Consider the following 13,876-nt stretch of genomic DNA (forward strand, 5'->3'; position numbering starts at 1 on the left):
GTCGTCGGCGCTTCGCGCGCCCTCGCAGGCGCCGGCCCTGCCTGTCGTTCCCCGGAGCCGTAAGAGCTAGGTGAGGGAATGATATGGACTTTCAGCCGTCGCCTCCGCGTGGAGGCCGCCATGACCGGTGCTGACCACGCCTTCACCGCGCACGAAATGATGGCCATGGAGCACGCGCTGCTGCTTGCCGGCCAGGGTGTGCGCGGTGCCAACCCGCTGGTGGGGGCTGTGATTCTCGACGGCGACGGCGCGATCGTTGCCGCCGGCGCCCACCTCGGTGCCGGGACCGATCACGCGGAAGTCGCGGCACTGAAGGAAGCGGCCCTGCAGGGTGTGGACCTGACCGGCTGCACCATGGTGGTGACGCTTGAGCCGTGCAACCACACCGGACGCACAGGCCCCTGTACCGAGGCCATCCTGGCGGCCGGCATCACACGCGTGGTGTACGCCGCCTCCGACCCGAACCCTGACGCCGCCGGTGGAGACGCACTCCTCACCCGCCGCGGAATCGAAGTGGTTGGCGGGCTCCTCGCTGACCCTGCAACAGAGCTGAACCGCCGCTGGCTCGCCGCCGTCCAGGCCAGGCGTCCGTTCGTCACCGTCAAAGTGGCGCAGAGCCTCGATGCGCAATCTGCAGCTGCCGACGGTTCAAGCCAGTGGATCACCGGCCCGCATGCCCGCGCCGATGGGCACACCATCCGTACCCGGGTCGACGCCGTGCTGGTGGGCACCGGCACAGTCCTCACCGATGACCCCCGCCTCACGGCGCGGGCGCTCGACGGATCGGACGCGGACCGCCAGCCGCTGCGTGTCGCCGTCGGGTTGCGGGATATCCCGGAAGAGGCCGCCATGCGCGGAAAGGGCTTTCTTCACCTGCGCACCCACGATCCCATCGCCGCGCTGGAAGAGCTTTACGTCCGGGGTGTGCGGCACGTCCTGGTGGAAGGCGGCCCCCAACTGGTCGGGGTCTTCCTCATGGCGGACCTGGTGGACGAACTCTTCACCTACATCGCGCCCATGCTCCTCGGCGCCGGCGTACCGGCCTTCCAACGCCTGGGCGTCGCAACGCTGACCGATGCGCACGTGTGGCGTCTCGACCCCGACGGCGCCGCTGCAGTGACGCAGATCGGCGACGATGTCCGACTTCATTTCAAACCCATAGCGCCGGTTCCGGCGCCCTTCGTGAAAGGCCCTTGAGTGTTTACAGGAATTGTTTCCGGACGGGGCACAATTTCGTCCCTCCAACCTTCTCCGGACGGAGCGAGCGCGGTGCTTGTGTTCGACGCCGGTGCGACGGCAACCGGATTGGACCTCGGCGGGTCCATCGCAGTCGACGGCGTCTGCCTGACCGCCACCACCATCGATGGCGGTCGTATCAGTGTTGACGTGATGGGAGAGACCCTGGCCCGAACAACCATCGGCCGGCTGGCCGAGGGCGACCGCGTCAACCTCGAACGCTGCGTTCCGGCCACCGGCCGGCTGGACGGGCACGTTGTGCAGGGCCACGTCGACGGCGTCGGTACGCTTCTTGAGCGCGAGGACCTCGGCGCCTGGGAGCGTCTGCGCTTCAGTCTTCCTTCCCCGCTGGACCGTTATGCCGCGGAGAAGGGCTCCATTGCGGTCGACGGTGTCTCACTGACTGTGACCGCCGTGAGCGACGCGGGAGTACAGGACCCCTGGTTCGAGGTTGGACTCATTCCGACAACCCTCAGTGAGACGGGGCTGGGTGCCAAGAGCATTGGAGATTTTGTAAACCTCGAAATGGATGTGCTGGCCAAGTACGCGGAGCGCCTGCTTGCTTTCACGGGGAATGGAGTTCGCGCATGAACGCCCAGGGAAACAGCGGCCCAGCGGACACGCCTGCCGGCGTCGTGCTGGAAATCCGCCTGGATTCAGTGGAGGCGGCAGTCGCCGCCATGGCAGCGGGCCGCGCCGTCGTCGTTGTTGATGACGCCAATCGCGAGAATGAAGGAGACATCATCTTCGCTGCCCAGTTCGCCACCGCGGAACTGACGGGATGGACTATCCGGTACACCTCGGGCGTCCTGTGTGTTCCACTCACCGGAGAGACCGCGGACAGGCTGGACCTGCCCGCCATGGTGCTGAACAACCAGGACTCCAAGCAGACCGCGTACACCGTCTCGTGCGACGCGGCGGTCGGCGTGAGCACCGGTATCAGTGCCGCGGACAGGGCGCTGACCGCGCGGGTGCTTGCCTCCGCTTCTTCGAGCCCGTCGGATCTCACCCGGCCCGGTCACATGTTCCCCCTGCGCGCGGTCGATGGCGGCGTGCGTGAGCGGCCCGGGCATACCGAGGCCGCGGTCGACCTGTGCCGGCTCGCCGGAGTGGAGCCTGCAGCCGTCATTGCGGAGGTTACCCACGACGACGGCGGGATGATGCGCCTGCCTGCGCTGCGGGAGTTCGCCACGCGTTTCGGGGCGCCGCTGATTTCCATCGAGGATCTTGCGGACTATCTCGCCGGGAGCGGCAGAGGAGTCGCCGAATGAGTACGGTCACCGGGGGTCCCGTGGTCACCATTCCGACGGCGTTCGGATCGTTCACCGCGCAGGCCTGGATTGTTGCGTCCTTGGGCGTGGAGCACCTGACGCTGTCCGCGCCAGGGACCAACAGGGCCAATGGCGCACCGCTGGTACGCCTGCACTCGGAATGCCTCACCGGTGATGTCTTCGGCTCCTACCGCTGTGACTGCGGCGAACAGCTTGAGCAGGCGCTCGGACTGGTTCACGAGCAGGGCGGAACGGTGGTTTACCTCCGTGGTCAGGAGGGCCGTGGAATCGGCCTCGCCAACAAACTCCGCGCCTACGCCCTCCAGGAAAACGGCGCAGACACGGTGGAGGCGAATGAACAGCTCGGATTGCCCGTCGACGCGCGCGACTACCAGGCAGCAGCTGACATCCTCACCAAACTCGGCATCACCAGAATCCGACTGTTGAGCAACAATCCGGTCAAGCGGGAGCACCTCGAACGGTACGGCGTCACCGTGGCGTCCATGGTGCCGTCCGAAATCCCGTCAAGGCTCGAGAACCAGCATTACCTCGAGACCAAGCGTGACCGTCTCAACCACCAGCTGTCCCACCTGGAGGAACGGTTCCACAAGAGGCCGCAGGAGAAGATCGTTCAGCAGAGCTGACCGTCCGGCCTCCAGAGCCACCCAGATCGCATCCGCAATTCCCTACATCTTCCTACACTGAAATTTCAGAGGAGAACCATGGCCGGACACGGCGCCCCCACCATCGACATCACCAGCATCGCGCAGCAGCAGGAACAGCAGCAGCCGGTTCGGCTTGCGGTCATCGCCGCCAGCTGGCACACCGCGATCATGGATGGACTGCTCGACGGCGCCCGCCGGGCCGCCGCGGACGCGGGCATCGAACCCGACGTGCTCCGCGTACCGGGCAGCTTCGAGCTGACCGTCGCGGCGGCGAGGCTGGCACCGCACTACGACGCCGTCGTCGCGCTCGGTGTGGTCATCCGGGGCGGAACGCCCCACTTCGATTACGTCTGCCAGGCTGCAACGTCGGGACTCACCGAGGTCAGCGTCCGCACCGGTGTTCCGGTGGGCTTCGGGGTGCTCACCTGCGACACGGAAGAGCAGGGCCTGGACCGCGCCGGCCTCGCCGGTTCGAGTGAGGACAAGGGATACGAGGCGACCGTTGCCGCGCTGGCAACGGCTGCGGTGCTGAGCCCATGGAGCAACTGAAGGCATAGCGGCAGATAGAGGTTCGTCACATAGAACGGGCGCGATACGGCGGATCCGGTGGAACCCAGTAACCTAGACAGAGTGAAATCCTTCGATACCCTCTTTGCCGAGCTGAGCGAGAAAGCTGCCGCCCGCCCATCCGGGTCACGGACCGTGGCTGAACTGGAGTCAGGCGTGCACGGCATCGGCAAGAAGGTCGTCGAGGAGGCTGCCGAAGTGTGGATGGCCGCCGAGTATGAGTCGAATGAGGCAGCCGCAGAGGAGATCTCCCAGCTGCTCTATCATCTTCAGGTCATGATGATCGCCAAGGGACTCACGCTCGAAGACGTCTACAAGCATCTTTAGCCGCGCGCCCGAGCCCTCGGAAGAACTCTCGCGCGGCAAACGCCTGCTTCAAGGAAACCCTCCTCACCGAAGGAAAACCCATGCTTCGAGTAGCAGTCCCCAACAAGGGATCCCTGTCCGAATCCGCCTCCGCAATGCTCAGCGAGGCGGGCTATCGCCAGCGCCGCGACACCCGCGAACTGGTGATGGTGGACCCCGAGAACGAAATCGAATTCTTCTTCCTCCGGCCTCGCGACATCGCGGTGTACGTCGGATCCGGAACGCTCGACGTCGGAATCACCGGACGCGACCTGTTCCTCGATGCCCAGGTGGACGCCGAGGAGCTCCTGCCTCTCGGCTTCGGTGCATCAACGTTCCGTTTCGCCGGCCCGGTGGGCCACTTCGCGTCCGTCTCCGAACTGGAGGGACGGCGTCTGGCCACCAGTTACGACGGACTGCTGCGCGCTTTCCTGGCTGAGCAGGGTGTCGAGGCGACAGTGGTCCGCCTGGACGGCGCGGTGGAGTCCTCCGTGCGCCTCGGCGTCGCGGATGCCATCGCCGACGTCGTCGAGACAGGGAACACGCTGAAGGCCGCCGGTATGGAGATCTTCGGTGAGCCGATCCTGCGCAGCGAAGCGGTCCTCATCGGACGCAAGGGCGCAACACCCGTGGGGCTGGACATCCTGATTCGTCGGCTTCAGGGTGTGCTCGTCGCACGGCAGTATGTCCTGCTCGACTATGACATCCGCAAGGAGCTGGTCGACCAGGCCGCGGCGCTGACACCGGGCCTTGAGTCACCCACCGTCTCGCCGCTGCGCGACTCGGAGTGGGTTGCCGTGCGCTCCATGGTGAAGCGTCACAGCACCAACCAGATCATGGACGAGCTCTACGATCTCGGTGCCCGTGCCATTCTGGTCAGCACCATCCACGCGTGCCGGATCTAGGACGGGGCAAAACATGAGCGTGGCAATACGGGTCATACCCTGCCTCGACGTGGACGCCGGTCGCGTGGTCAAGGGAATCAACTTCGAGGACCTCCGCGACGCCGGGGACCCGGTTGAACTGGCACACCGCTATGACCGGGCGGGTGCCGACGAGCTGACGTTCCTCGACGTCACAGCCTCTTCCGGCAATCGCGCCACCACCTTCGACGTGGTCGCGAAGACGGCCGAGGAAGTCTTCATTCCGCTGACGGTGGGAGGCGGCGTCCGGGAAATTTCCGACGTCGACCGGTTGCTGCGTGCGGGTGCCGACAAAGCGTCCATCAACACCGCGGCGGTTGCGCGTCCGCAGGTCATCGACGAGATCACATCCCATTTCGGGTCGCAGGTCCTGGTGCTGAGCCTCGACGCGCGCCGAACCCATGACGACTCGACGCCGTCGGGCTTCGAAGTCACCACGCACGGCGGACGGAAGGGTACCGGAATAGACGCGGTGGCCTGGGCCCGCGAGGCGGCTGACCGCGGCGTGGGAGAGATTCTGCTGAACTCGATTGATGCCGACGGCACCCGCGAGGGCTTCGACCTGGAAATGATCAGGATTGTCCGCGCTGCAGTGAAGGTGCCGCTCATTGCCTCGGGCGGCGCGGGCGAGCCTGCACACTTCCCACCGGCTGTGGCCGCAGGGGCGGATGCGGTGCTCGCTGCATCTGTGTTCCACTTCGGTCCGGTCGACGCGATCGCCGAAGTGAAAAGGGCTATCCGGGACGCCGGATTTCCTGTTCGCTGAGAACCGGAGGTTAGAGTCCTACTTCGGCGCTCTCCAGAAGAGCGACGGCGTCAGGCTGTCCTTCAAAGGTGACCAACGCGTGGCGGGTACGCCCGTGGGCGTGCATGAGCAGCTCGCCGGGCTCGCCGACGATCGCCACTGAAACCGGTGCGCGTTTGGCGACGTGCCTCGGGCCGTCCGGCCGTACAAGCACAATGCCAAGGTCAACGCCGCGGTAAAGGATGGCGGCGCGCTTGATCAGTTCGTCCCAGAGCGCGCTCGAGTATTCCTCATCCAGGGCACGCGGCGCCCATCTGCTGGTCGCCCGGCGCACGTCTTCGGTATGAACGAAGTATTCAATGAGGTTGGTGCTGGTGTCGATGGAGCGCAGGCGCATCGGAGAATAGAACGGATGGCCCCTGCGGAAGTCGTTCACAAGTGCCTCGTAAGCCGGTGCGGATGCGGATTTGGCGGCGAGTTTGCGCGTTGCCTTCTCCGAGACGACCGAAAGCGGCTTGATGAGCGCGCCGATCCCAACGCTGGGTTTGTGGCCCCGGAGGTACAGGTGCGCGGCCAGTTCCTTCGTCTGCCAACCGTCGCACAGCGTGGGGGAGTGGGGCCCGGCCGCGAGCAGAGTTTCGGCTAGGACTTCACGGGAGGGGTCAACGAAATGCATCACTGTTGAAAATAGCATGATAAGCATCTCCATGCCCGGGTTCTGGCGCGTACTGCTCCGGCGGACGAACCTGAGGGAACTTCACACACCCCGTACACGGCGCCCGATGCGGCAGCCCGGTCCGGCACGACTAGAATCAGTTGCGATGTCACAACACCCCGAACCCGCCACATTCCCAGCTGCCGGCGAAACGCCCGAGCTAGATCCAGCGGTTGCCGACGCGCTCAAGCGGGACGCCGCCGGCCTCGTCGCCGCGATCGTCCAGGCCGATGACACGGGGGAGGTGCTGATGCTCGGTTGGATGGATGATGAGGCCCTTCGGCGAACCCTGACCAGCGGTCGCGTCACCTTCTACTCGAGGTCCCGCCAGGAGTACTGGCGCAAGGGCGACACCTCGGGCCACGTGCAGTACGTGAAATCCGTCGCGCTGGATTGCGACGGCGACGCACTGCTCGTGAGGGTGGATCAGGTGGGCGCGGCGTGCCACACCGGCACCCGGACGTGTTTCGACGGCAGGGATCTCGCCGCCGTCGTCGGCTCCGCATAAGCTTCGCCGCAGAGGAACACCGCAGGCAGGAACAACTACGCCCTTCAGAGCGATGGGCGCGAGGATTTAGGAAACGCATTTCATGGATGAGCTCGGAGTAATCACCCCCGGCGTGGAGGAGTTCCGCGCGCTGGCCCGGGACCGGCGGGTCATACCTGTCCGCCTGACTGTGCTCGACGATGCTCACACTCCGATCGGCATCTACCGGAAGCTGACCGACGGGCACCCGGGCACCTTCCTCATGGAATCCGCTGCAGAGGGCGGCGTATGGTCGCGGTATTCGTTCATCGGTGTCAACTCCCGGGCCACCCTCACCACCAGGGACGGCGAGGCGTGCTGGCTAGGGGAGCCTCCGGCGGGAGTACCCGTGGACGGCAACCCCGTCGAGGCCCTTCGGCGGACAGTGGAGGAACTCCAGACCGCGCGATTCGACGGGCTTCCGCCCTTCACCTCCGGCATGGTCGGATTCATCGGCTGGGAATCCGTCCGTCACTGGGAGAGGCTTACTTCCCCGCCGGAGGATGACCTCGAACTGCCTGAACTGGCAATGAACCTTGTCACGGATATGGCCATCCACGACAACGCAGGCGGCAGGGTCACCCTGGTGGCCAACGCCATCAACTATGACAACTCATCCGCCCGCGTGGATGAAGCCTGGCACGACGCCGTAGCCCGACTGCGGAGCATGCTTCAGCGGCTTGCCTCCGCGTCCAACCAGCCGGTGTCCGTCCTGGCCGACGGCGCCTCCGACAGTACAGCGCTGATGTCCCGCGTCCGGGAACGCTGGGACCGGGACCGTTACCTTGCTGCGATCGAGCGCGGCAAGGAAGCCATCGTGGACGGCGAAGTGTTCCAGGTGGTCATTTCGCGCCGATTCGAACTGGACTGCGAGGCGTCCGCCCTCGACGTCTACCGGGTGCTGCGCACCACAAACCCAAGCCCGTACATGTACCTCTTCAGTCTTGAGGACGCGGCAGGACGGCCGTATTCCATCGTCGGGTCCTCACCGGAAGCGCTCGTCACCGTCAAGGGCGCGGAGGTCATCACCCATCCGATCGCGGGGTCGCGGCCGCGCGGCAAGACCGCCGAGCAGGACCGGGTCCTTGCAGAGGAACTGCTTGCGGATGAGAAGGAGCGTGCCGAGCACCTCATGCTGGTGGACCTCGCGCGTAATGACATCTCCAAGGTGTGCCGGCCGGGAACAGTGGACGTTACGCAGTTTATGGAGGTCGAGCGGTTCAGCCACATCATGCACCTCGTCTCGACCGTCGTGGGACAGTTGGACCCGGCCCGCTCCGCTTATGACGTGCTGGCCGCGACCTTCCCCGCTGGAACCCTGTCCGGTGCGCCCAAGCCCCGGGCACTCCGGTTGCTCGATGAACTCGAACCGCACAAGCGCGGCATTTACGGCGGAGTGGTAGGGTATTTCGACTTCGCCGGTGACATGGATATGGCGATCGCGATCCGGTCCGCGCTGCTGCGCGACAACCGTGCCTACGTACAGGCCGGCGGGGGAATCGTCGCTGATTCGGAACTTGAGGCTGAGGCGCTGGAGACGGTCAACAAGGCCGCGGCTCCGCTGCGCGCGGCGCTGATGGCTGCGAGCCTGCGCCCGGTAACTGATACCGGCGAAGGCACACCGTGAGCTCCGCCCCGGAGCCGGGCCCATCGGCTCAGTCCCGTACCCCCGCCCTGCGAAGCAAGGGCGTCGTCGTCCTCGCGACGGTCCTCGCGGCGCTGGTGGCCTTTGGCAGTACCACCCAGACATGGCTTTCGGTCACCCTGCCGCAAACCGACGTCCAGACTCCATCCATTCAGGTCGCAGGATCGGACGCTGCGACGGCAGTGACCGCGTTCGCACTGGTGGGTCTGGCGGCTGCGCTGGCCGCGTCCATCGCCGGACGAACCGCCCGCTGGATCATCGCGGTCATACTGACGGTGGCTGGCGCAGGCATCATCTTCAGCAGCCTGGCGGTCGTTACGGACCCGGCGGTCTCTGCCGCGCCCGCCATCGGAGAAGCGCTCGGTGTCACCAGCCAGGACGGCGTGTCCGTTACGGCCACCGCCATGCCGTGGCTTGCAACCGTAGCGGGCCTGTTGCTGGTGTTCTGCGCGGTATGGCTGCTCATCGCAGGCAAGGGTTGGCGCTCGGCGCGCCGCTATGAAAGCCGGGTCGAACAGTCGGGCGTGCGCAACCGGCCGGGAAAGGCCGATACGAACGCTGATGAGATCGACAGTTGGGACAGGCTAAGCCGGGGAGAGGACCCAACCGGCTGAGTGTCCGGCCGAATCAACGCCCTGCCGAATCAATGGCAGAATGGACACAGACCACAGCACAAGGAGATACGCCATGGCTAGTACCGCGCCTGAAACCCGTTCCAATGAAACCCCTATGGCTGAGCATTCAGCGGCCCGCGATGAAACTATCGGACACGGCAACAGCCCGGCAGCGTGGACGTGCGTCTTCGTGATGCTCGCCGGCGCGGCACTGTCCTCATTCGCGTTCATCTTCGCCAGTACCGAGGGCAACATGGACGCCGGCACCATCCTGTTCTGGATCGGGATCCTCATCATGGTGATCGGCCTGGCCCTTGGAATCATCCTGAAGATGCTTGGATTCGGCGTAGGTGGCCACCGGCTCAAGAATTCCGGGCACTAAGTGAGCGTTCTCGACGAGATCATTGTCGGGGTCCGGGAGGATCTCGATGGACGCAGGCAGCACCTCCCCCTGGGAGAAGTACGCGCTATGGCAGAGCAGGCGCCTGCGCCGCGGAACGCCTATGCTGCCCTCAGCGCGCAGGGCAGCGGCGTGCGCGTCATCGCGGAGGTCAAGCGGAAGAGCCCGTCCAAGGGTGAACTTTCGGACATCCAGGACCCCGCTGAACTCGCCGCCGCTTACGAGCGTGGCGGAGCTGCGGTGATCAGTGTCCTCACGGAAGAGCGCCGTTTTGGCGGATCGCTGGCCGACCTCGACGCCGTCCGCGCAGCCGTGGATCTTCCGCTCCTGCGCAAGGATTTTACGATTGATGAGTACCAGATCTGGGAAGCGCGTGCCCACGGCGCGGACCTGATTCTCCTCATCGTCGCCGCGCTCGACGACGCCACCTTGGCGTCTTTCCTCGAGCTCACCGAACGGCTCGGCATGCATGCCCTCGTCGAAACGCACACGGCCGAGGAAGTGCAGCGCGCAATTGCCGTCGGCGCCCGGATCATCGGCGTCAACGTGCGCAACCTCAAGACACTGGACATCGACCGGTCGGTCTTCCCGGCACTGGCAGGGCTCATCCCGGCCAACGCCGTCGTGGTCGCTGAGTCAGGCGTCCGGGACACCGCCGACGTCGAACTCTATGTTGCCGAGGGAGCGAAAGCGGTCCTCGTCGGCGAGGCGCTCGTCCGTCACTCGAATCCCGAGGAGACTGTCCGCGAGTTCGCCCGCGCGGGCAGCGCACTGCACCACTGAAGCTGTCGCCGTCGACACGGACAGCAGCACACCATCACGAAGGACAGCAGGTTCATGACCGACATTCCACAGCCGCAGTCTGCAACTGACAACCCAGCGGAGGCATTTCTCGGCGGTGAATCGCTGCGCCACGCGCAGGGTCCGTACTTCGGCGCCTACGGCGGGCGATGGATGCCCGAGTCCCTGATCGCTGCGTTGGATGAGCTGGAGGACACTTTCGACAAGGCCAAGTCGGACCCGGAGTTCCTGGCGCAGGTCGCCGAGCTCAACCGGTCCTACTCCGGCCGTCCGTCCCTGCTGACTGAAGCGCACCGTTTCTCCGAGCACGCCGGCGGCGTCAGGGTTTTCCTCAAGCGCGAGGACCTGAACCACACCGGGTCGCACAAGATCAACAACGTGCTGGGTCAGGCACTGCTCGCCAAGCGGATGGGAAAGACCCGCGTCATCGCCGAGACCGGTGCCGGCCAGCATGGCGTGGCAAGTGCCACCGCTGCCGCCCTGCTTGGACTCGAGTGCGTTGTTTACATGGGGGCCGAGGACTGCAGGCGCCAGGCCCTGAACGTCGCTCGCATGCAACTGCTTGGTGCGGAGGTAATCCCCGTCACCAACGGATCGCAGACGCTCAAGGACGCCATCAATGACGCGCTGCGTGACTGGGTTGCCAACGTGGACACCACTCACTATCTGCTCGGCACGGCTGCCGGCGCGCACCCCTTCCCCGCGATGGTCCGTTACTTCCACGAGGTCATCGGCGAAGAGGCGCGGGAGCAGATGCTCAGCACCGCCGGCCGCCTCCCGGATGCTGTCTGCGCCTGCATCGGGGGCGGGTCCAACGCCATCGGAATCTTCCACGGCTTCCTGGACGACCGTGAAGTTGCACTGTACGGATTCGAAGCGGGCGGCGACGGGGTCGAGACCGGCCGGCACGCCGCAACGATCACGCTCGGCCGGCCCGGAGTGCTCCACGGCGCACGCTCGTACCTGATGCAGAACGATGATGGACAGACCATCGAGTCACACTCCATCTCGGCTGGTCTGGACTACCCCGGCGTGGGGCCCGAACATGCCTTCCTGGCCGATATCGGCAGGGCGAATTACGAGCCGATCACTGACGCCGAAGCCATGGAAGCGTTCCGGCTGCTATGCCGGACAGAGGGCATCATTCCTGCCATCGAGTCCGCGCATGCATTGGCAGGAGCGCTGAAGGTCGGGCAGCGCCTTGCAGCAGAGCCTGGGGATCCTCGCGAGAGAATCGTCCTCGTCAACCTGTCCGGCCGTGGTGACAAGGACGTCGCTACGGCGGCGGAGTGGTTTGACCTGCTGCCTGAAGACAGCGCTGAGGCCGAGATCGGCGCCGAAGGGGAGCAGCTGTGAGTACCGGAACCGTAAGCAAGTCGGCCGCAGCGATCGAGCGCGCCCGCGCCGAGGGACGCACCGCTCTGGTCGCCTACCTGCCTGCGGGCTTCCCCGACGTCCAGACCACGATCGATGCTGCTGTTGCGCTTGCTGAAAACGGGGTGGACCTGATCGAGATCGGTATTCCGTACTCTGATCCGGTCATGGACGGAGTGGTTATCCAGCAGGCAACGGTCGAGGCGCTCCAGAACGGTTTCGCCGTGCGGCAGATCTTCGACGTCGTCGCGGGAATCACCAGCCGCACCGACGCGGCCGTGCTTGTGATGACCTACTGGAACCCCGTCATGCGGATGGGCGTCCGCGAATTCGCGCGCCGCCTCGCCGAAGCCGGCGGAGCCGGCCTCATCACGCCGGACCTCATTCCGGACGAGGCAGACGAATGGATAGCTGCGTCGGACGAGTTCGGTCTTGACCGCGTCTTCCTGGTTGCGCCCTCGAGCTCCCCGGAACGCATGCAGTCCACCGTCGACGCAACCCGCGGGTTCGTCTATGCGGTGTCCATCATGGGCATCACGGGCGCACGGTCCTCCGTCAGTTCAGCGGCACGCGAGGTCGTGGCTGCCGCGCACCGCGCCGGCGCCGAGCGGGCATGCGTCGGGCTTGGCGTCTCCACCGCGGAGCAGGTGCGCGAAATCGGTGCCTACGCGGACGGGGCGATCGTCGGCACTGCGCTGGTGGCCGCACTTCGGGACGGCGGCGTCCCCGCTGTGGCGGCCCTGGCCAAGGACCTGAGCACCGGAACCCCGAAGGGTTGAGCATGATCCCCGCCAGCATCCCCAGTCCGCCCGCGGAATGGGCAAGCTTCTCCATCGGACCGGCCACCATACACGCTTACGCGCTGTGCATCCTGGCCGGCATTATCGTCGCACTGCTACTCACCTCCGCCCGTTGGAAGCGTTACGGCGGCAACCCCGACGTCGTCTGGGATGTAGCCATCTGGGCTGTCCCCTTCGGTCTCGTCGGCGGACGTCTTTACCATGTCTTCTCCTCGCCGGACGCCTACTTCGGTCCTGATGGAGATCTGTCCCGCATACCCAGGATCTGGGAAGGCGGTCTGGGCATCTGGGGGGCCGTGGCCCTGGGCGCGGTCGGAGCCTGGATCGGATGCCGTCGTGCGGGTGTCCGCCTGTCCGCCTTCGCCGATGCTGCCGCTCCGGGAGTCTTGCTGGCGCAGGCTATCGGCCGCTGGGGAAACTGGTTCAACCAGGAGCTGTTCGGCGCGCCCACCGACCTGCCCTGGGGTCTGGAGATCGATGCTGACAACCCTAACTTCCCTGCGGACGCTGCTCCGGGAACGCTGTTCCATCCCACCTTCCTCTACGAGTCGCTGTGGAATCTCGCGGGTGTTGCGCTTCTGCTCCTCCTGGACCGCAGGTTCACTCTGCGCGGCGGCCGCATGTTCTGGCTGTACGCCGCCTACTACACCGCCGGTCGTGTCTGGATCGAGGCGCTGCGAATCGATGATGCCGAAATGATCACCCTGCTGGGCGTGACACAGCGGCTGAACGTCTGGACGAGTGTGCTTGTACTCCTCGTTTCCCTCGCAATCTTCATCTACCTCACGGTGAAGCAGCAGGGCGTCACGGAGCACTCCGTGTACCTGCCCGGACGTGCTCCTGCCGCCGCCGATGACACCGTCGCAGCCGTCCCTGTCACAGATAACGGATCGGGCACAGAGGTCCATAGTTCGGACACATCAGCTGAGACAGGTCCGGACCGTGGTAATCTTCCAGAAATAAAAGACGCCTCAGGTACGGCCGCCTCCGCGGAACCAAACCCCGAGGAATCCAGGGAATCAGACTCCCGCAAGTAGCGTCCAGCGGGGCCACCGCCCCTTCCCAAGGACGATGTCACAGCGTCGTGGCTCCGCTCGGTACATCAGCTAGCTCACCGGCTTGCGCCGTATCGGGAATTGATCAGGCCCATCGCCATCAATCCGCGCCCGCAAGCCATGCTGGCGTGAGGTGTGTCGGCCCTACAATGTGCACTAAGAAAATGACGCGCCTCCCGGAAGGGCAAGCGCGC

The 13,876-nt window shown here is 65.4% G+C and carries 17 protein-coding genes; 16 read left to right on the forward strand and 1 reads right to left on the reverse strand.

Going from position 1 to position 13,876, the window contains the following annotated elements; genetic code table 11:
• The first annotated feature begins 78 nt into the window (after positions 1–78).
• The 8 genes from ribD (at position 79) to hisF (ending at position 5,773) form a co-directional block, all read left to right on the forward strand.
• The gene (ribD, locus tag AC4D2M_RS09195) at positions 79–1,197 is read left to right on the forward strand and encodes a bifunctional diaminohydroxyphosphoribosylaminopyrimidine deaminase/5-amino-6-(5-phosphoribosylamino)uracil reductase RibD (protein ID WP_490891423.1); all 1,119 of its coding nucleotides are present in this window, start codon (positions 79–81) and stop codon (positions 1,195–1,197) included.
• Complete coding sequence (locus AC4D2M_RS09200) at positions 1,198–1,827, forward strand: riboflavin synthase (protein ID WP_490891424.1); 630 nt, start codon at positions 1,198–1,200, stop codon at positions 1,825–1,827.
• Positions 1,824–2,507 carry a 3,4-dihydroxy-2-butanone-4-phosphate synthase gene (ribB, locus tag AC4D2M_RS09205; protein ID WP_490891425.1) on the forward strand — a complete coding sequence of 228 codons (684 nt, stop codon included), beginning with the start codon at positions 1,824–1,826 and terminating at the stop codon, positions 2,505–2,507. The genes AC4D2M_RS09200 and ribB overlap by 4 nt, the downstream gene beginning before the upstream one ends.
• Positions 2,504–3,151 (forward strand): GTP cyclohydrolase II, encoded by a 648-nt coding sequence (gene ribA, locus AC4D2M_RS09210; RefSeq protein ID WP_490891426.1) that lies wholly within the window; start codon positions 2,504–2,506, stop codon positions 3,149–3,151. Before ribB ends, ribA begins: the two co-directional genes overlap by 4 nt.
• 78 nt (positions 3,152–3,229) lie before the next feature.
• Positions 3,230–3,721 carry a 6,7-dimethyl-8-ribityllumazine synthase gene (gene ribH, locus AC4D2M_RS09215; RefSeq protein WP_490891427.1) on the forward strand — a complete coding sequence of 164 codons (492 nt, stop codon included), beginning with the start codon at positions 3,230–3,232 and terminating at the stop codon, positions 3,719–3,721.
• A gap of 81 nt (positions 3,722–3,802) precedes the next feature.
• Positions 3,803–4,066 (forward strand): phosphoribosyl-ATP diphosphatase, encoded by a 264-nt coding sequence (locus AC4D2M_RS09220; RefSeq protein ID WP_490891428.1) that lies wholly within the window; start codon positions 3,803–3,805, stop codon positions 4,064–4,066.
• An 80-nt stretch (positions 4,067–4,146) separates the two neighbouring features.
• Entirely contained in the window at positions 4,147–4,989 is an 843-nt protein-coding gene (gene hisG / locus AC4D2M_RS09225) for an ATP phosphoribosyltransferase (RefSeq protein WP_490891429.1), read from the forward strand.
• Between the two features lie 13 nt (positions 4,990–5,002).
• The gene (gene hisF, locus AC4D2M_RS09230; RefSeq protein WP_490891431.1) at positions 5,003–5,773 is read left to right on the forward strand and encodes an imidazole glycerol phosphate synthase subunit HisF; all 771 of its coding nucleotides are present in this window, start codon (positions 5,003–5,005) and stop codon (positions 5,771–5,773) included.
• Positions 5,774–5,783: 10 nt separating this feature from the next.
• On the opposite strand, the gene AC4D2M_RS09235 is transcribed toward hisF, so the two are convergent.
• The gene (locus tag AC4D2M_RS09235; protein ID WP_490891765.1) at positions 5,784–6,428 is read right to left on the reverse strand and encodes a TIGR03085 family metal-binding protein; all 645 of its coding nucleotides are present in this window, start codon (positions 6,426–6,428) and stop codon (positions 5,784–5,786) included.
• Between the two features lie 145 nt (positions 6,429–6,573).
• Between AC4D2M_RS09235 and hisI the strand changes: the two genes are divergently transcribed.
• The 8 genes from hisI (at position 6,574) to lgt (ending at position 13,664) form a co-directional block, all read left to right on the forward strand.
• A complete protein-coding gene (hisI, locus tag AC4D2M_RS09240; RefSeq protein ID WP_490891433.1) occupies positions 6,574–6,975 on the forward strand; it encodes a phosphoribosyl-AMP cyclohydrolase in 402 nt (133 codons plus the stop codon).
• 82 nt (positions 6,976–7,057) lie between these two features.
• On the forward strand, positions 7,058–8,620 hold the full coding sequence (locus AC4D2M_RS09245; RefSeq protein WP_490891434.1) for an anthranilate synthase component I: 1,563 nt from the start codon (positions 7,058–7,060) through the stop codon (positions 8,618–8,620).
• Positions 8,617–9,252, forward strand: a complete 636-nt coding sequence (locus AC4D2M_RS09250) for a Trp biosynthesis-associated membrane protein (protein ID WP_490891436.1) — start codon at positions 8,617–8,619, stop codon at positions 9,250–9,252. Before AC4D2M_RS09245 ends, AC4D2M_RS09250 begins: the two co-directional genes overlap by 4 nt.
• A gap of 73 nt (positions 9,253–9,325) precedes the next feature.
• Positions 9,326–9,634, forward strand: coding sequence for an HGxxPAAW family protein (locus AC4D2M_RS09255; RefSeq protein ID WP_490891437.1), 309 nt, complete (start codon positions 9,326–9,328; stop codon positions 9,632–9,634).
• Positions 9,635–10,435 (forward strand): indole-3-glycerol phosphate synthase TrpC, encoded by an 801-nt coding sequence (gene trpC, locus AC4D2M_RS09260; RefSeq protein WP_490891439.1) that lies wholly within the window; start codon positions 9,635–9,637, stop codon positions 10,433–10,435. It begins immediately after the preceding gene.
• A 54-nt stretch (positions 10,436–10,489) separates the two neighbouring features.
• A complete protein-coding gene (trpB, locus tag AC4D2M_RS09265; protein WP_490891441.1) occupies positions 10,490–11,809 on the forward strand; it encodes a tryptophan synthase subunit beta in 1,320 nt (439 codons plus the stop codon).
• The gene (trpA, locus tag AC4D2M_RS09270; RefSeq protein ID WP_490891442.1) at positions 11,806–12,606 is read left to right on the forward strand and encodes a tryptophan synthase subunit alpha; all 801 of its coding nucleotides are present in this window, start codon (positions 11,806–11,808) and stop codon (positions 12,604–12,606) included. The genes trpB and trpA overlap by 4 nt, the downstream gene beginning before the upstream one ends.
• Before the next feature lie 2 nt (positions 12,607–12,608).
• A complete protein-coding gene (lgt, locus tag AC4D2M_RS09275; RefSeq protein ID WP_490891443.1) occupies positions 12,609–13,664 on the forward strand; it encodes a prolipoprotein diacylglyceryl transferase in 1,056 nt (351 codons plus the stop codon).
• Positions 13,665–13,876 lie beyond the last annotated feature (212 nt).

Source organism: Arthrobacter sp. TJ-270, assembly GCF_058269075.1.